17 protein-coding genes are annotated in these 17,174 nt (G+C 66.5%); 10 read left to right on the top strand and 7 right to left on the bottom strand.

Annotation, left to right across the window (positions count from 1 at the left end; all coding sequences use genetic code 11):
- The first annotated feature begins 126 nt into the window (after window positions 1-126).
- On the top strand, window positions 127-693 hold the full coding sequence (locus AC1DRO_RS02805; RefSeq protein ID WP_223916964.1) for a potassium channel family protein: 567 nt from the start codon (window positions 127-129) through the stop codon (window positions 691-693).
- Window positions 694-947: 254 nt separating this feature from the next.
- Window positions 948-2,441 (top strand): transposase, encoded by a 1,494-nt coding sequence (locus AC1DRO_RS02810; RefSeq protein WP_476949722.1) that lies wholly within the window; start codon window positions 948-950, stop codon window positions 2,439-2,441.
- Window positions 2,442-2,540: 99 nt separating this feature from the next.
- Here AC1DRO_RS02810 and AC1DRO_RS02815 read toward each other — a convergent pair whose 3' ends face one another.
- Window positions 2,541-3,371, bottom strand: coding sequence for a class II glutamine amidotransferase (locus tag AC1DRO_RS02815; protein ID WP_028276753.1), 831 nt, complete (start codon window positions 3,369-3,371; stop codon window positions 2,541-2,543).
- Between the two features lie 312 nt (window positions 3,372-3,683).
- Between AC1DRO_RS02815 and AC1DRO_RS02820 the strand changes: the two genes are divergently transcribed.
- The 4 genes from AC1DRO_RS02820 (at window position 3,684) to AC1DRO_RS02835 (ending at window position 6,537) form a co-directional block, all read left to right on the top strand.
- Window positions 3,684-4,097, top strand: coding sequence for a hypothetical protein (locus AC1DRO_RS02820; RefSeq protein WP_476949723.1), 414 nt, complete (start codon window positions 3,684-3,686; stop codon window positions 4,095-4,097).
- Between the two features lie 94 nt (window positions 4,098-4,191).
- Window positions 4,192-4,578: an SHOCT domain-containing protein gene (locus tag AC1DRO_RS02825; protein ID WP_230010772.1), complete on the top strand. Its 387-nt coding sequence runs from the start codon at window positions 4,192-4,194 to the stop codon at window positions 4,576-4,578.
- Between the two features lie 96 nt (window positions 4,579-4,674).
- The gene (locus AC1DRO_RS02830; protein ID WP_476949724.1) at window positions 4,675-5,829 is read left to right on the top strand and encodes an AI-2E family transporter; all 1,155 of its coding nucleotides are present in this window, start codon (window positions 4,675-4,677) and stop codon (window positions 5,827-5,829) included.
- A gap of 39 nt (window positions 5,830-5,868) precedes the next feature.
- Complete coding sequence (locus tag AC1DRO_RS02835; protein ID WP_243177835.1) at window positions 5,869-6,537, top strand: GAP family protein; 669 nt, start codon at window positions 5,869-5,871, stop codon at window positions 6,535-6,537.
- An 85-nt stretch (window positions 6,538-6,622) separates the two neighbouring features.
- Here AC1DRO_RS02835 and AC1DRO_RS02840 read toward each other — a convergent pair whose 3' ends face one another.
- Entirely contained in the window at window positions 6,623-8,218 is a 1,596-nt protein-coding gene (locus AC1DRO_RS02840) for an MFS transporter (protein WP_476949725.1), read from the bottom strand.
- A gap of 340 nt (window positions 8,219-8,558) precedes the next feature.
- On the opposite strand from AC1DRO_RS02840, the gene AC1DRO_RS02845 reads away from it, so the two are divergent.
- Together AC1DRO_RS02845 and trxB are read left to right on the top strand one after the other, a co-directional pair.
- Window positions 8,559-9,200 (top strand): LysE family translocator, encoded by a 642-nt coding sequence (locus AC1DRO_RS02845; RefSeq protein ID WP_043436044.1) that lies wholly within the window; start codon window positions 8,559-8,561, stop codon window positions 9,198-9,200.
- 130 nt (window positions 9,201-9,330) lie between these two features.
- Entirely contained in the window at window positions 9,331-10,323 is a 993-nt protein-coding gene (trxB, locus tag AC1DRO_RS02850) for a thioredoxin-disulfide reductase (protein WP_476949726.1), read from the top strand.
- A gap of 75 nt (window positions 10,324-10,398) precedes the next feature.
- Here the strand turns inward: trxB and AC1DRO_RS02855 are convergent, their stop codons facing one another.
- The 5 genes from AC1DRO_RS02855 to ribA form a co-directional block, all read right to left on the bottom strand.
- Window positions 10,399-11,532, bottom strand: coding sequence for a hypothetical protein (locus AC1DRO_RS02855; protein WP_476949727.1), 1,134 nt, complete (start codon window positions 11,530-11,532; stop codon window positions 10,399-10,401).
- A gap of 246 nt (window positions 11,533-11,778) precedes the next feature.
- Window positions 11,779-12,285, bottom strand: a complete 507-nt coding sequence (locus AC1DRO_RS02860) for a universal stress protein (protein WP_476949728.1) — start codon at window positions 12,283-12,285, stop codon at window positions 11,779-11,781.
- Between the two features lie 124 nt (window positions 12,286-12,409).
- Entirely contained in the window at window positions 12,410-13,267 is an 858-nt protein-coding gene (locus AC1DRO_RS02865; RefSeq protein ID WP_476949729.1) for an SDR family oxidoreductase, read from the bottom strand.
- Between the two features lie 117 nt (window positions 13,268-13,384).
- Window positions 13,385-14,182, bottom strand: coding sequence for a dioxygenase family protein (locus AC1DRO_RS02870; protein WP_028276744.1), 798 nt, complete (start codon window positions 14,180-14,182; stop codon window positions 13,385-13,387).
- 43 nt (window positions 14,183-14,225) lie between these two features.
- A complete protein-coding gene (ribA, locus tag AC1DRO_RS02875; protein ID WP_476949730.1) occupies window positions 14,226-16,169 on the bottom strand; it encodes a GTP cyclohydrolase II RibA in 1,944 nt (647 codons plus the stop codon).
- A 225-nt stretch (window positions 16,170-16,394) separates the two neighbouring features.
- Between ribA and AC1DRO_RS02880 the strand changes: the two genes are divergently transcribed.
- Window positions 16,395-16,733 (top strand): YnfA family protein, encoded by a 339-nt coding sequence (locus AC1DRO_RS02880; RefSeq protein ID WP_476949731.1) that lies wholly within the window; start codon window positions 16,395-16,397, stop codon window positions 16,731-16,733.
- A gap of 32 nt (window positions 16,734-16,765) precedes the next feature.
- Window positions 16,766-17,170 (top strand): type II toxin-antitoxin system VapC family toxin, encoded by a 405-nt coding sequence (locus AC1DRO_RS02885; protein WP_476949732.1) that lies wholly within the window; start codon window positions 16,766-16,768, stop codon window positions 17,168-17,170.
- The last annotated feature ends 4 nt before the right edge of the window (window positions 17,171-17,174 follow it).

Genomic DNA, 17,174 nt, shown 5'->3' on the forward strand with positions numbered 1-17,174 from the left:
GGGGCAAAAGGGCACCAACAGGGCGCAAAGACCCCTTGTGCGCCGCTCCATAGCGCGACAATACGGCGATTTGGACGACCCGATTGCGGCACGGCACAAATTGGGTGCCCGGCTGTATCATCAGTCATGCCTATGAAGCACGGCAGCCCGACAGACCCGATTTTCCTTCATGACCTCGACAAGGCCGACCGCAGGCGGGTCATTATTTTCGCGATTGCACGTCTCATCGCATTTTCGGTTGTGGTCCTCGCCCTGTATTTCTTTATTCCCGTCGGGGGATTCAATGACGCCGATCCCGCGGCCGCCTGGATCCGTCTGGCGGGTGTCGTGCTGGTCTTTTTCGCAGTCTTGGCAATTCAATTGCGGCTGATACTCGTGGCGCATATTCCGAGGGTTCGGGCGGCCGCGGCTGTCGCCGAAACCCTGTTGATGTTTTTGTGTCTCTTCGCGCTCCTTTACACATCAATGTCGATCACATCTGCGGCGGCGTTTAGCGAGCCCCTGAGCCGAACCGATGCCCTTTACTTCACCACTTCCACGTTTGCCACCGTCGGGTTCGGGGATATCACGCCGGTAAGCCAGCTGGCGAGGGGTGTCGTGTCCGTCCAAATGATTGCCGATTTAGGTGCACTCCTATTGATCGCAAAAGTTGCGTTCTTCGCGGCCGGGCGGCGTCTGGGCGGCGAATCCTGAATCCGCCGCCGTCATCACCCAAAACGGATGACAGCGGGCCGGCTGGCTGAAATTTCGCGGGCAGTGCCGGGATTCGGTGCGCCACTCTGCACGTCCGACGCGCGGCGTCCAGCCCGTAGGGACGGCCGTGGCGGGCCCTTCCCCGGCGTGACAGATCACCCTGTGTGGGTGGGGCTGGACCGGCACGCCGAGTGAACAATGAAAATAGCCGTGAAATGCCCAGCCGCGGAACACAAGCTAAGGCGGATCCCCTCATGTCGCTGAACGATCAGCCCGCTGGCCCCGCTAGCCCGGAACAGGAAGAAATTCTGCGGTTACGGGCCGAAGTCGCCCGTCTCCAGCAGGAACGGGACACTGCCCGCAAGGCCCCGCCCAGGCCGGCCGTGCGGCATACGGGGCTGGCCCGGCGCATTGTGGCAATCGTGCTGGTGGTTATCACTGGCCTGTTGGCCTTCGCGACAGTTCCGGCCCTTTACCTGCGCAGCGAAGTCATCGACACCGATCGCTACGTCGCCACCGTCGCACCGTTGGCCTCGGACCCTGCGATCCAGGCCGAAATCGCCGACAAAGTCACCCAACAGATCACCGACGCAGTGGATTTCCAAACCATCACGCGCGATGCCCTGAACGAGCTCGCTAAAACGGCGCCCCGCGTGGCGGCAGTGCTCACCGGGCTGGCCCCGATGCTTGCGGAGCAGACTAAAACGCTCATCCATACCGCCGTTGCCAGATTCGTGGCGACACCGCAGTTCCAGGACCTTTGGATCCAGGTGAACCGGGTCGCGCACCAGGGGCTGGTCAACCTTGCCACGGGAAGTACGGGAGGCACGGTCAGTATTGATGAGAACGGCACGGTGTCGATTTCCACGAAAGAGATCATCGCCCGGGTCAAGACTCTCCTTGTCCAGCAAGGGGTGGATATCGCCTCGAGGATCCCGGAAGTTGACGCGCAGATCGCCCTGTTCCAGTCGCCTGAACTGGTCCGTGCCACGGAAACCATCCGGACCCTGGACCGGCTCGGCCCAATACTGGCGTGGTTGACGGTGCTCAGCGCCGTGGGCGCCATTGCCGTTGCCCCCCGGGGCCGGAGACGGAGCACGACGAGCGGCGTGGGGTTGGCCGTGGCGGTGTCGATGGCGGTGCTGGCGCTGTCCCTTGTGATCGGGCGAAGCTACGTCCTGAACTCGATTCCGACGAGTGCTGTCTCCCCTGCGGCGGCCGAAAGCCTGGTCGAGGCACTCTTGGTACCGCTGCGCACCAGCCTGCGCCTTGTCTTCGTCGTAGGACTTCTGATCGCCCTGGCAGCTTTTCTGGGCGGCCACTCGCGTCCCGCGGAGTATGTCCGGCACGGCCTGGCGACGACGGGCGACTACATCACCGGCAAGATCGGCGGTGGCCAGGCCAAGCCATGGCAGCTCTGGTTGGCCCGCTACCGGCGGATCATCGAAGCCACCGTCGTCGGCATCGCTGTGCTGGTGCTGATCTTTTGGCAGGACCCGACGGCGGCCGTCGCCATCTGGACGGCCGTCCTGGCCGTGCTGGTCATTCTCGTGGTCGAACTGCTGTGCCGGCCGGCCGTAGCCGGCGTGCCGGGCGCCGAGCCCGGAGTCGAGCCGGGCGTCGAGCCCGGCGGTGAGTCCGGCGGCGAGCCAGCCGGTGAGCCGGTCACGGCGGGCGGCCCTCCCGATGACACGTATCCCACGACTCCCATCCCCCGGGCGCCCGACGCCGGAGGAACCGGCGCGTGAAGGACCGGCGGGACCGGACCACCAGTTAGCGCCGCGCCAGCCGGTGCTGCGCGGCAGCGGCACCCGCCGCAGACCCTGAGGGGGCCGCAGCCGCCGGCACTAGGGGGCGGTCGGCGTGAACGGGAACAGGTCCTCGCCGGCGCCGTGCACCACCACGCAGGTGGCTTCGGGTACTTCCCGCCACGCCCCGCGGAGATCCCCCAGCGGTTCGGAGACGACCAGGCGCGCGTTGTCCGCCAGGTCATGAAGCAACGGGTTCTCCGGGTACTGGACGCGAAGGGTCGCGACGTCGGTGCTGTGGAACAGCGACCGGGACTGCCGTTCACTCGAGTAGCGGAACGCCCAGGTGGTGTCGCCGTCGGTCGTGGCCACTGTCATCTGGATTGGCTGCTCGATCCCGTGGCGCCGGCCGACGTCTTCAATCAGTCCAACCGCGGCAGCTACGGCCGCCCTCGGGTCCTGCTCCAGCCCGAAGGTCAGGGCGAGGAAGAAGAAGAGCTCTGAGTCCGTGGCTCCCTCGATCAGCGGAAAGAGCGATGGCTCAACGGCCATGGCCAAGTCGCGCTTCACCGTCGGGAACTCCCGGATGAGTCCGTTGTGCATCCACAGCCAGCTGCCGTGGCGGAATGGATGGCAGTTGGTCTGTTGGACCGCCGATCCGGTCGAGGCCCGAATGTGCGCGAAGACCCGGCCGGCCGACGCCTGGGCCGACAACTCGCGGAGGTTGCGGTCATTCCACGCGGGCTCCGTGCTGTGGAACAACCCGGGATACGGCGCGGATCCGTACCAGCCCACGCCGAAGCCGTCCCCGTTGGTGGTTTCAACGCCCATTCGAGCGTGCTTGCTCTGCATCACGAGCGAGTTGGTCGGTTTGTACAACAGCTCCTCCAGTTGCACCGGCGAACCCGAATACGCTAGCCAACGACACATGGCATCCTCCCTCAGTTGTGGACTGCAGTCCATCACGGCGACGGAGCGGGCACATCATCACCCCGGGGTGATTCGGGCCGCGGGGTGGGAGGTAATGGGGTCCCACCCGTGTTCGATAGTTCCGGCGTCGCGTCCCCGCTGGTCAGCGGCGTGCCTGGCATGGGGAGCGGCGTGAAAGGATCACCCGCGGCGGGTGACGCGCAAGCGGGCCCCTCACCCAACACTGGTGGTACCTGCCAGTGATTGGGCTGCCAGGCGAAAGCCCATGGAGAGGTGAGTCCAATGTCGACACCAAGACCAGTCCTCGCGCGAATGTCTGCGCTCGGGGCGGCGGTTGCGCTGCTCGCCGGCTGCGCCACCTCGGGACCCAGCAGCAGCCCCAGCGCGAGCCCGACGCCGAGCGTTTCACCGGTTTGCGCTGCGGCCACTGGCTTTTCAACAGCCCTGACGAATTTCAAGGACTCCCTCAAGCCAGGGGCCACGATCGGCCAGATCCAGGCGGCCCGGGATCAGGTTCGGAAGAGCTACGACGATCTGGTCAACGCTGCCAGCGACGCGGCCAAAGATCGGGTTGATGCCGTTAAAGCTGCCCAACAGAAGTTCACCTCCGCTGTGAACTCCGTTCCCGACGACGCCACCCTGACGCAGGCGGCCAACTCGCTCAAGGACGAAGCCGCGAACGTGCAGGCCGCCATCAGCGATCTCTCGAATGACGCCAAGTGCTAGCCCGAATCTTCCGGGATATCCGCGGTGAAACCCATTCCCATCCAAGGCTGCGTTCGTAGGCGACGCCGCACCAAGCGAAAGTAGGGAAGCCAAAATGAATTTCTTCGAGAACTTTTGGGATATTCTCTGGTGGTTGTTCATCTTCTATGCGATTATCGCCTTCCTGTATGCAGTGTTCATGGTGATCGGCGACCTCTTCCGCGACGACGAACTCAGTGGCTGGTGGAAAGCCGTCTGGATCGTCCTTCTGGTCTTCATACCGTTCCTGACCGTGCTGGCATACATGATTGCCCGGGGCAAGGGCATGGCGGAGCGGTCAATGGCGCGGGCCCGCAAATCCCAGCAGGAAACCGATGCCTACATCCGCAGTGTCGCCACGGCCAGCCCCACCGAGGAGATCGCCAAAGCCAAAGCACTCATGGACGCGGGAACCATCAGTGCAGAGGAGTTTGCCCAGATCAAGAGCAAGATCGTCGTCTGACTCCGGGTTGAGGCGCGAGGAGCAGGCCTGGCCAACTCGCTATTCATGAGGCCGTGAGGCTTCTAAGATATGGCTAGGCTGAACCAAGGAGGGCTCATGGAGCCGGAACCATCGGAATCCAATCCACGTTCGGCCCTCCCCCGCACCGTAATAATCCTGCTCGCCCTGGCCAGCGCGACGATTGCAGCGTTCGGCCTCGGCGCGATCCAGGGAATAGTCACCCCCGTCTTTTTTGCCTTCGTGCTGACGCTTTGTGTCCACCCGCTGCGCCGCTGGATGCAGGCACGGGGAATTTCCCGGGGCATCGCCACCGGGACCACCATCGCGGCTGTCTTCGGATTGCTGACCGCCTTCGCCGCAGTCCTGATTGCCTCACTCGCCCAGTTCTCCGCGCTGCTGCCGCAATACGCCCCCCAAATGGCCGAGTTCGGCGCAAGGATCTCCGCGATGCTGGAATCTGTAGGATTTGGCCCGGAGCAAACCCAGGCAGTCCTGAACGGGTTTACGCCGGGCCGCATCGTCGGGTTCCTCGGCGGCCTCCTGGGAAACGTCGCAAGCCTGGTGACCAGCCTCGTGATAATCCTGACGATGCTCATTCTTATGGCGATTGACGGCTCGCGCGTGCCGGCGCTCTTGATTCATCTGAACTATCACCGGCCGGCACTGGTTTCAGCGCTCAACGGCTTCGGAACCGGTGTGCGCCGCTACATGGTCGCCACCACGGTCCTCGGAATCGCGCAGGGGTTGTTCAACTGGCTGGTTCTGGTCATCCTGCAGATCCCCGGCGCCCTGCTCTGGGGGCTGCTGTCTTTCATCTGCAGCTTCATCCCCAACATCGGGTATTTCATCGCCATCATCCCGCCGTTGTTCTTCGGCTACCTCACCGGGGGCTGGCCGACCGTCGTGGCAGTCATCATCATCTATGGCGGAATCAACAGCATCATCCAGTCGATCATCCAGCCGAAATATGTGGGCAACGCGGTGTCGCTGAGTGAGACGTTGACCTTCTTCTCCGTCCTCTTCTGGGCAGTGGTCCTGGGTCCTGTCGGCGCCGTCCTCGCCGTCCCCCTGACGCTCTTGTTCCGAACCATCCTGCTCGATTCCGACCCGACACTTTCATGGTGGCGGCCGTTAACGGGCGACAATAAGGACCTCGAACTGCTCATCAAGGAAGAAGACAAGGCGATCCGGGCACGCCGCGGACGACTGAAGACGGGCCGCCCGGACACCGGAAGCGGGCCGAAGGCATGACATGCCGTCGGGGTGCTGCCGGGGGAAGGTGAGGGGAGCATGCTGAGCACTCTCAGCAGCCTGGCTCTCTTCGCCCTGGCCGGGGCTCTCAGCACAGTGCCTGTCAGCGTGACGATCATGATTCTGCTCTCGCCAAGTCCGCGCCGCGGCGCCCTTCCCTTCCTGATCGGCAGCCTCGCGGGTTCGATCGTGGTCGTGGGCCTGGCGGCGGTCGGCCTGCAATTCCTGCCCGTCAAGCCGCCGCGCCTGCGTAAGGACGAATGGGTGGCACAGTTTGCCATTGTGATCGGTGCGCTTCTGGTTGCGTACGCCGTGTACCTCCTCGTGAGCAAGGGCGGCCGGGACAACGCCATGCTTGGCAAGATGAAGTCGCGGTTCCGCTCGGCCCGGCCCTGGGAATTCGTCGTCCTGGGCCTGGGCTTTAACCTTCGCCCGAAGGCACTCCTGCTGGCCGTCACCGCCGGTGCCGTGATCGGTGTCCAGGAACTGCCGCCGCTGCCAAGCAGCCTGCTTGTCCTCGCCTACGCCGCCGTGGTCCAGTCAGCCGTCATCATTCCGGTCGCTGTGTGGCTGCGCTCCCCCGAACGGGCCCAAGTGCCTTTGACCGCCCTGTTCAACTGGCTGCAGCGCAATGGCCGCAGGATCGCAGCGATCGCGACGCTGACGATTGGGATCTTCCTCGTGGGCTACAGCCTTCTCCAGCTCTGATCGGACTACCCCGAAACCACGCGCCTCACGGATCCCGGGGAACTTCGCTGTCAGGGGTGCACCTGGACGCTCGCCGCTGTGGACTTCAGCCCAGGACGCTCCCCTCGCCGGTGCCGGCGGGCTTGGGGTCAGGGATCCGAATCATGCGGAACGAAGTACCCAGCCCGGCAAGGCCGGCAAGGATCGGGACGAACAGTGCAATCTGGAGGGCCAAGGGCCGTGCCTCCGTGTTGATGCGGATGATTTCGTTCTGGATGTCCTCCGGCTGGCCGGCGATCTGTTCCTGGAGTTGCGCGTCGCTCATCACCTGGGCGTCGTCTTCCAGTACCGTCGCGACCTGCTGCTTGTCGTCGGGCGGGAGGACCGTGCTGGCATCGGACAAGCCGATGAAGATGGTCGAGAGCGATGCCAGCATGATGCCGCCGGCGAACGCAAGTCCGAAGGACAAGCCGAACGATCCCGCGGCCGAGTTCACGCTGGCGGCCTCGCTGACCCGCTCGTCCGAAATCGGGGACAAGGTGTAGTTGTTGAGCTGGGATACCAGCAGGCCCAGGCCAAAGCCTGAAATGATCAGCGGGATCAGCAGCCACCAGCCGGAGTCAGCTCGCGGCACGATTGGGACCAGCACCAGCAAACCCGCGATCAGAAACAGAAAGCCCCAACGTATGAGGCTGGCCGGGCGCCGCCTCCCGGACCTCTTCCCGACGATCATGGCGACAGCGAACATGGTCAGCGAGAGCGGGGCGATGGACAGACCTGACTGCATCGCGTTGTATCCGAGCACCATCTGAAGGTAGATGGGCAGCACGATCATGGTGCCGCCCAGTGCGATCTGCTGGAGCATTTGTCCCGTGGCACCAAAGCGGAAGGCTTTTGCTTGGAACAGGTCCGGGTCCAGCAGCGTCGGCTTGTTGCGGCGTTTGCGCTGAAGGAGCCAGTAGACCAGGCCGCCCAGTCCGACGGCACCCACGGCCAGGAGTGCGCCCACTGCCTCGCCGCCTTCCTGCCAGACCAGGATTCCGAGCACGACGCCGCCCATGCCGACGATGGACAGAAGTGATCCGAAGATATCCAGTTCCCGGGGCCCGGTGTACGGCACGTCTTTGACGAGCTTGATTCCGGACAGGACGACCGCGATGATGAGGGCCTCGAGCAGGAAGGCGACGCGCCAGGACAGGAACGTGGTGAGGAAGCCCCCGAGCAGAGGCCCGACGGCGGCGGCGATCGCGGCCGACGCGCCGACCAGGGCGTAGACCCGGTGCTGGGCATCTCCCTCGAAATTTCCGTGGATGAGCGACTGCATGGCGGGAAGGAGCAGCGAGGCGCCAAGGCCGCCGATCAGGGCCCAGCAGATGATCACCGGGAGGAGAGTCTGGGCGAGCGTCATCGCCACGGCGCCGACGGCGTAGCAGGAAAGCCCAATGACGTAGGCGCGCTTGCGCCCGATCAGGTCGCCGATCTTGCCGCCGATCAGGATAAAGGCCGCGGATACCAGCGCCTCGAGGGCGATTGTCGACTGGAGGCCGCTGACGGTCGCGCCTATGTCGTCCACCACGGCGGAGATCGAGACGTTCATGATCGACGTGTCGACAACCAGCACGAACATCGCCATGGCCAGCAGCAGCGCCAGCCTTTGGTTGAACTCCACCGGCGGGGTCCCGGCGTCCTTCGGAGGGTTCATCGCGGTCCGCCTCCCACACTCGTTGGCTCGCTCGGGTCCACCACACAACCGGACATGTTGCCTCCTCTGGAGCAGACCGGGCAGTTCACGCATGAGCATGGTCCTGCAGGCACATCCCATCAGCGCCCACCGCAATGCGATGCTGATGCAAAGCTAGCTGTCCGGCCTCGAGACCGAATCATGCCCAGCGGGTGAGGTTGCTGCCCCCTTCCGCCGGCGACGAGCGGGGCTGCGCTCCAGTGTGCCCGTATTGGCCTAACGTAGAAGGCTGCCCGGGTTTCGTTCCCGGACAGAAATTCACCACCCACCGCCACAGACTGACGCCCGGAGGAAATCCCCGATGCTGGAACAACTGGCAGCCTTCGTGCTGACCTGCCTGGTCGTAGTGGTGGTGCCCGGACCTGACTTTGCACTTGTCCTCAGGAATGCGCCCCGCGGCACACGGGCGGCAACCACAGCCGCCGCCGGCATCATGGTTGGCAACACGATCCTTGCCGTGCTGGCGGTGCTCGGTGTCACGGCGCTGCTGGGGGCCTCGGAAGTCGTCGGGACCGGGATCAGAATTGCCGGGGCCGCCTACCTGCTCTACCTGGGCCTGCGCGCCTTCGCTGAGGCGTTCGCCAGAACACCCAAACCCAGCCAACCCCCGGCACCGGCAGCAGAACGCCAACGCGGCGGGAGCTCGCCTTTCGTGCAAGGAATGGTGAGCAACTTGCTCAACCCGAAAGTCGCCGTCTTCTACTTGTCGCTGTTCCCGCAGTTCACTGTCGCCCCGTTGCCGCCCCTCGCCCAGCACGCATTGATGGCGGGCATCTTCCTGCTGATCGCGTTGGCCTGGTACGTGCTGCTGCTCAGCGCGCTCAAGAAAGTGACCGGAGTCCTCGCCCGGCCCCGGACCGGCCGGATCGTTGTCGGGGGTTCAGGCGCGGTCCTGGTCGGGGTTGGCGGCACCATCCTGACTCAGACGCTGGCCTCCGCCTAGCTGCCCGGGCAGCTCCCGCGCAGCGTTCCCGGGTGTCTGAACTCCGGATCAACCCCGGGGGCGTTGATAAGCGCCCCCCCGGGCGGGATGATCAGCACATGCCGGCAACCGTCACCGAAGGAGCCCGACCGTGAGCGCCGCAATCACGACAACCGAGAAGCTGATCATCATCGGGTCCGGTCCCGCGGGGTACACCGCGGCGATCTACGCCGCCCGGGCCGGGCTCAAGCCGCTCGTCATCGCCGGTGCGGTCACTGCCGGGGGCGCTCTGATGAACACCACCGAGGTGGAAAACTTCCCCGGTTTCCCGGGCGGCATCCAGGGCCCCGAACTGATGGACGGGCTGCAGCAGCAGGCCGAAAAGTTTGGCGCGCAGGTGGTGTTCGACGACGTCACCGAGGTGCGGCTCGCCGGGCACCTGAAGCGTGTGGTCACCGCCGCCGGGGCGAGACATGAAGCGCCCGCCGTCATCCTCGCCACGGGCTCGGCGTATAAGGAACTGGGCCTGCCGGAGGAGAAGAAGTTCAGCGGCCACGGACTGTCCTGGTGCGCCACTTGCGACGGATTCTTCTTCCGCGACCAGGACATCATCGTGGTCGGCGGCGGCGACTCGGCGATGGAGGAGGCCACGTTCCTGACCCGCTTCGGCAAATCGGTGACCGTGGTGGTCCGCAAGGGCGAACTGCGCGCCTCCCGGATCATGGCCCAGCGGGCCAAGGACAACCCCAAGATCAGGTTCGCCTGGAACTCCGCCGTCACCGCGATCCACGGCAACGGCAAGGTCACCGGAGTGACCCTGACCGACACCCGCACCGGCGACACCCGGCAGCAGGCCGCCACGGGCATCTTCGTCGCGATCGGGCACGTGCCCCGGACCGAGCTTTTGGCCGGCCAGATAGACCTCGATGCCGACGGCTACATCCAGGTCGAGTCCCCTACGACGGTCACCAACCTGACTGGCGTCTTCGCCTGCGGCGACGCCGTGGACCACCGCTACCGCCAGGCCATCACCGCCGCCGGCACCGGCTGCGCCGCGGCCCTGGACGCCGAACGCTTCCTGTCCGCGCTCGAGGACGCCGACAGCATCGCCACCGCGCTGGTCGAAGAACCGACGCACTCCTAGGCGAGCCTAGGAGCGGCCCTTCCCGACGGCACCCCCGGCGTCGGCACTTCCGTCGTCGGCAGGCCCCTGCGGCAATTACTGGTCGGGCACCGCGCTGTCTGTTGCGGAAACTGGCCGGTTCGCAGGCTCAGCCGGCGATGGCGGCGGCCGGGCAGGCAGGTTCGCCTCAAGCTGGTCGGCATTGACGGCTGCGAGGTTACGGATCAGGATGATGAGCCAGGCGAAGATCAGCGACGCGGCGATCAGCTCCACCGCGGTCAGGTTGTAGTAGCCCACCGGGAACCACAGCACCGCGGCGACGACGATGACCGCCAGGAATAGCCACCCAAGCGCAGCGAAGGTGGCCGAGACGGACGGAACCAGCGTGCGGATGCGGACAATAAGGGACGCGAAGACCACCACCATGCCGGACGCGACCAGGGTGTGGAGCCCGAAGCGCTCATCGACGGGGAACAATCCCACGCAGGCGAGGAAGACGCCGATCAGGGCGATCCCGCCTTCGAGCAGCCTCACCCGATGCAGCGCGGACGGGGACTTCGCGGTCGCCGCGAGGGTCGCCGTCGCATATCCCGCCAGCGTGGAGATGACCACGCCGGCGACGATCAGGGTGAAGTTGAACGCCACTCCGGAGACGTCGGAGCTCATGCCGAGGGCACTGAGGTTCTCCTGCCACCACAGTGGATCCTGTGCGGTGAGCATGCTCGTGAGCAGGCCGGTGACCAGGAAGCCGGCGAGGAGGGCCGCGAGCCGGTAGGCGGTCATGCTAAGCGCGGACAGGTAGGCGATATAGGCGCTGATGGCTCCCGTGGTCCCGACCAGGACAGCGGCCGCGAACGGGTAGACGACCGCACCGATGAACGCCTGCTGGAACAGCGAAAAGAGCGCCAGCCAGCCGAGCAGGAAGATGCAGGCGTGCGCCAGCGCGAGTGCGGCGATATCGATGGACGTGCGGATCCGGCCTCCCCCGCGGGCCTCCGGTGCCACAGCCGGACGACGTTGCAGGCAACCGGCCACCACCGCCCCGGCGCCAAGCACTGCCGTGCCGATCGAGGCAATGTCACCGACTGAACCCCGTCCGGACAACGGGACCGGTTCCCGCCCGATCAGCAGAAAAGCGATGCCGCCCAGCACGAGGAAGGCGGCGCTGCCGACGAAGAGCGCCCGCGCCTCTGACGTGACGGCTGCTGGCTTGTTCGGGTCTACCATCACTCACTTCGATTCGCTGGCGTTGACGGCTCGTGCAGTTCCGCCGTCAGCGTCAGCCCCTTGTGCTCCAGCAATCTTTCGCATCCCGGGCGCTCGCACACCGGCGGTACTCCAACGCTATGGCCGCGGCGGCCCGGGGCCGTCACCCGGAACGGATGAACCCGCCCCGCCGGCCTCAGGTTTGTTGGCGCGCTGCTGGCCCGCTGTTGGGCCGCCGTCGGTGGACGGAACGCACGGCCGGCGCGTGCGTCACTGACCCGCGTGCGGAATGACCAGTACTGGCCTGCCCTGCAGACGGGTCAGGGAAACGCTGACCGAGCCCTCCAGGAGCCGGCCCATCTGGGCAATCCGCCCAGGCCGCTGCCCGCCGACAATCAGCGCAGCCGCGTCCGCGCTCTGCGCCAGCCGGTCCAGGGCGTGGGCAACTTCGCCGTTCAGCACCCGGAAGGACCATGCCCCGCCGGGAGGACCGAGAATGCCCTCAAGGCAGCTGAGCAGCTGTGAGGCCGGGTATTCGGCTTCGACATTCGGGGCAGGATCAAGTGAGGTGCCATCCAGGACTCCGGCGGGCTCCCACTCGGTGAGGTAGCTCGCCGGGTCCACGAACGCGCAAATCAGGTGCACTCCCATGATCGCGGCGAGCCCGGCGGCGGCCCGTACCAGGCGCTCGTCGAATTCCCACGGCACACCGAGAACCAGCGGGCCGTCCGACCATTCACCGGCCCCGGCCTGCTGAAAATCACCGGGAGTTTCCATGGGTCCTGTCAGTCGAGGCGCGCACCCGCAGGGTGTCTATGCCCTGCGGGCGCAGCGGGAATCCACGCCTTCATTATGCCCACTCCCGGCCTCCCGGTCTCGCTGCCTCCTTGGGCAGTGCGGATTAGCTCGCGGCCGCCGACGTCAGAGCCTGCAACAGCGGCGTCGTCGGCCGACCGATCAGCCGGGACAGCTCGCCAGTGACGGTGGCCAGCAGGCCCGCCTCGGTGTCCGCGTCCAGGGCGGCGAGGAATCCCGCGGTGCCCGCGTCGAGGCCGGCCGCGGTCAGGACCTCAACCAGTTCCGGGGCGGAGACGGGCTGGTAGACAACTTCCCGGCCCGTGATCCGGGTGATCGCCGTCGCCAGTTCCTTGAAGTCCCAGGCGTAGTCGCCGGAGAGTTCGTACGTGCGGCCCTCGTGCCCGGTGGAGCTGAGCACCGCCGCGGCCGCCGCGGCGTAGTCAGCCCGCGTCGCGCTGGCCACCCGGCCGTCACCGGCAGCGGCCACGACGGCGCCCGCCTGCTTGGCCGTTGCCACGGTCTGGGCGTAGTTTTCGGTGTACCAGCCGTTGCGCAGGATGGTGTTGTCGAGTCCCGACGCGCGGATGAGCTCCTCTGTTGCCTTGTGCTCGGGCGCCAGGATCAGTTCGGTGGTGTCCGCGGCCAGGACGGATGTGTAGGCGATGAACCCGACGCCGGCGGCCCTGGCCGCGTCGATGACGTTGCCGTGCTGCGCCACCCGGGAACCCACCTCGCTTCCGGAGACCAGCAGGAGCCTGTCAACGCCCGTGAGCGCAGCCTCGAGAGCCGCGGGATCGGAGTAGTCAGCGACGCGCACCTGGACGCCACGTGCAACCAGCTCCGCGGCTTTCGCGGCGTCGCGCACGATGGCCACCAGCGAATCCGGTTCCTGGCTGGTGAGCAGTTCATCGAGGACGAGCCTGCCCAGCTGTCCTGTCGCACCCGTTACTGCAATCGTCATGTTGCGCTCCTCATCAGTGGTCAAGCCACGTCACGTTCTGGTTCGCCGGCGATCCGGCGCTGGCGGGCATAACCGGACCCTGGTCCGGTTCATTCCCCGTGTTACGTTGTGCGACTGCTACGTCAGGGTCCACGACCGTTTGGACAACCCGAACCAGAACCCGTCGATTGCTGTCCTGGCCTGGATGTCTCCCGAGCCGTACGCAGCCCCGAGGGCAACATAGAGCGGAGCCCAGTGCTCACTGCGGGGGTGCGCTTCCCGGGCGGCGGGCGCCTTGTTCAGGAAGTCGAGGATGGAGTCGACATCGCCGCGGGCCATGGCCTCCTCCGCCCAGTGGTCGAATTCACTGGAGGCCGCGGGAGGGGCGGAGTCCGGTCCCCCGGCGGGATTGAACCAGCGCAGGTTGTGCGTCGTGAATCCCGATCCGACAATCAGCGTGCCCCGCTCCCGCAAGGGCCCCAGCGACATTCCGAGGTCGAACAACCCCTGCGGATCAAGCGTCGGCATGGACATCTGCACGACCGGCACGTCGGCGTCGGGGTACATCTCCTTCAGCGGAACGTAGGCGCCGTGGTCCAGCCCGCGGCTTTCATCGCGCTCCACGTGGTGGCCGTGGCCGGCGACGAGCTTCTCGACTTCGGCAGCCAACTCGGGTGCCTGCGGGGCGTCATAGGCCACCTCGTAGTACTTCTGCGGGAAGCCGCCGAAGTCGTAGACCAGGCCCGGATCCCGCCCGGTTGCACTGAGCGTCACGGGGGCGTTTTCCCAGTGGGCGGAGACCATGAGGATGTCCCGGGGCTTGCCGAAGGTGCCGGACCAGTCGTGGAGTTCGCGGGTCCACGTGGAGTCGTCGGCCAGCGGCGGTGCGCCATGGCTGAGGAAGAGAACCGGGGGGCGGTCAGTGGTCTGAGTCATGGGATCATCCTAATCCATTTTGATTGAAGCTTCAAGCTTTCAGCTAGAACGAGGGCACACTGAACCCAAGACCCAGGAGGCCCCGGCCCGCCTGCTCGAGAACCGGATCCCTCGTCAGCGCCGCATGGTTCATCAGGACATTGACGTCGCGCTGGATCCGCTGGAGCGGATGCGACAGCCGGTGCACACTCCCGCCGGATCCCAGCATGATCACCCGAACCGCCTCGGCCGACGCCTCGCCGCTCAGGGCGAGGGACAGCCGGTACTGCCCGCGGTCCGGCTCCGTCATGGTCGAAGGCCCGCGCGCATGGGCGGCAGAGACCACCCGGACCGCCTCCTGCCAGTGCAGCCGCGCGGTGGCCACCAGCCCGAAGGCGTGCGCATACCGGACTTGCGCGAGCGGGGAGTCCGCCTGGCGGTTCTCCACGGTGTGCTTGACCTTCCGGACCATGATCAGCTCGCGGAACAGGTCGAGCGCGTATTCGGCAGACCCCAGGGCAGCGGCCGGGGCCACCATGTTCAGCAGCGCGCCCATGGGGGTGTGGATCAGCGGATCCGCGTGGAGCAGGCTCCCCGGATTGGTTTCCGCGCCCAGGAGTTCCCAGTCCAGACTCCGATGCTCCGGGACGAACACGTCCCCCGCCCGAATGTCGTTGCTCCCGGTACCCCGCAGGCCGGCCGTCTGCCACACGTCGAGGAGCTCGACGTCGGCCAGCGGCACCAGGCACTGCAGGCGCACGTCGCCGTGCTGCGCGGCGAGCAGCGCCCACCGGGCATGCATGACCCCGGAGGCAAAGGTCCACCGGCCCGAGATGCAGTAGCCTCCGGGCACTTTCCTGGCCACTCCTGCCGGCGCCCCGGTAGCGGCCGCCAAGGGAGCCGGCCCGTTCGCGAAGACCTCGTCCTGCGCCTCCCGCGGCCACCGCGCGAGCATCCAGACATGTTCGATCAGATGGCCGGCGCTCCACGCCGTGGAGGCGCACCCCCGGGCAAGCCGGCGCACCACCTCCCCATAGGTTTCCAGCCCCATGCCGAATCCGCCCACCCCCTTCGGCGAGAGCAAGTGGAAGACTTCGGCCGCGTGCAGCTCCTCCATGGTGGCGTCCGGAATGCGCCGGAGCTCCTCGGTTTCCGCGGCCCGCTCGCGCAGGCCGGGCACGAGCCCCTGGACCCGGGCGAGCATGTCGTCATGGGTCGGGACGGCCGCCGCCGCCCGGGCCCCGGCCCGGGACGCAGCCCCGACGTCGCCAGGGGCACCGCCGGGGGCACCGCCAGGGGCAGCGCCGGGCGCACCGGCGACGGGTCCGGCGTCGGACGGGAGCACGAGCGTGTGGCCGGTATGGTCGCGTTTTGCGGCCAGGTACCGAAGATTGGCCGCCGAGGCATGGACGCCGGTGGCGACCTGCCCGGACACTTCGAGGCCGAGGCCGGTCAGCTGGGCTGCCTTGTCCGGGTTGTTGCTGAGCAGCCGCAGCGTGCCGGCACCCATTGCCTCCAGCATCTGGGCCGCCGCCGTGTAATCCCGCTCGTCTTCGCCGTGGCCCAGGGCCAGATTCGCGGCGTAGGTGTCCAGGCCGCCATCCTGCAGTGCGTAGGCGTCAAGCTTCGAATACAGGCCGATGCCACGGCCTTCCTGGCGGAGGTAGAGCAGGAAGCCTCCCTCGGCGGCAATCCGCTCCACGGCCTCCCGCAGCTGCGGGCCACAATCGCACCTCTGGCTCCCGAATACGTCCCCGGTAAGGCACTCGCTGTGCAGCCGCACCAGCGGTCCGGCACCGCCTTGCGCCGCGCCCTGCAGTGCAGCCTCCCACTCGCCGAGGGCCAGCAGCAGGTGCTCCTTGCCGTCGGTGAGCCCGCTGAAGCTCAGCACTTCGGCAACGGCTTCGAACCCGTCGGGGAAGCGCAGCGGCACGAAGACCCGGCTGCGCACGGCGGCCGAAGGTGCTGCGGCCTTCGGCGTTGCAGGGGTTTCTGGCGCAAGGGTCATCTCGGGTCCTCAGGTATGGGGCAACAGGTACTGACGTCGGCGGGGGCGGAGCCGTCAAGCCAGTCGGCTTCGAGCGGCACAGCCTTTCCGGCCAAGTTTACTTGAACCTTAAAGTTATAGGCCCGGGTGGCCGGTGATGCAAGCGATGACCCCGCATGACGGCCGGGCGGGCGCGTCGGCGCGCACCGGCCCGGATAGGCAACCAGCCGGTGCCATCATGAGGGCGTGACTATCCCGAAAACCATCCTGTTGTTCGTCCTCGCCGCCGTTGCCGAAATAGGTGGGGCCTGGCTCGTCTGGCAGTCCGTCCGTGAGGGCCGGGCCTGGTGGTGGGCCGGGCTGGGTGTCGTGGCGCTGGGCATCTACGGCTTTGCCGCGACATTGCAGCCGGACGCACACTTCGGGCGTATCCTCGCCGCGTACGGCGGCGTGTTCGTGGCCGGCTCACTGGCCTGGGGCATGATCTTCGACGGCTTCCAGCCCGACCGGTGGGACGTCCTGGGTTCGGTGATCTGCCTGTTCGGGGTCGCCGTCATCATGTTCGCGCCCCGCGAGGCCGGATGACCGCCGCTGTATCCAGGAAGGATCCAGTAACCATGACCCGATTCGTGATTGGCCCGGACGTTGCCCTTCATCTTGCCCTCGAAAGGCCGGCGGTTTCAGACGGTCACCAGCTGGTGGCGCCGACGCTCCTCCGCTCGCAGGTGCTCTCGCTCCTGTACCAGTCAGTCCGGCGCGGCGACGTGACGCGGGCCGATGCCAATCGTCAGCTCGACTACATCCGGGGCCTTCGCATCCGGCTCCTCGGCGACCGCGTCCTGCAACGCACTGCGTGGAGCCTCGCCGAGGAACTTGGCTGGGATGACACCCTCGACGCCGAATACGTGGCCCTGGCCCGGCTTCAGGCAGACGCCTTTGTGACGCTCAACGCCGGGCTCGCCCGCTCCGTGCAGGGCCTCGTGACGCTCGCGGCACCTGAGGCGCTGCTCACGCCGGCGTAGCGCG

It is taken from the genome of Arthrobacter sp. P4_F11 (assembly GCF_056401395.1).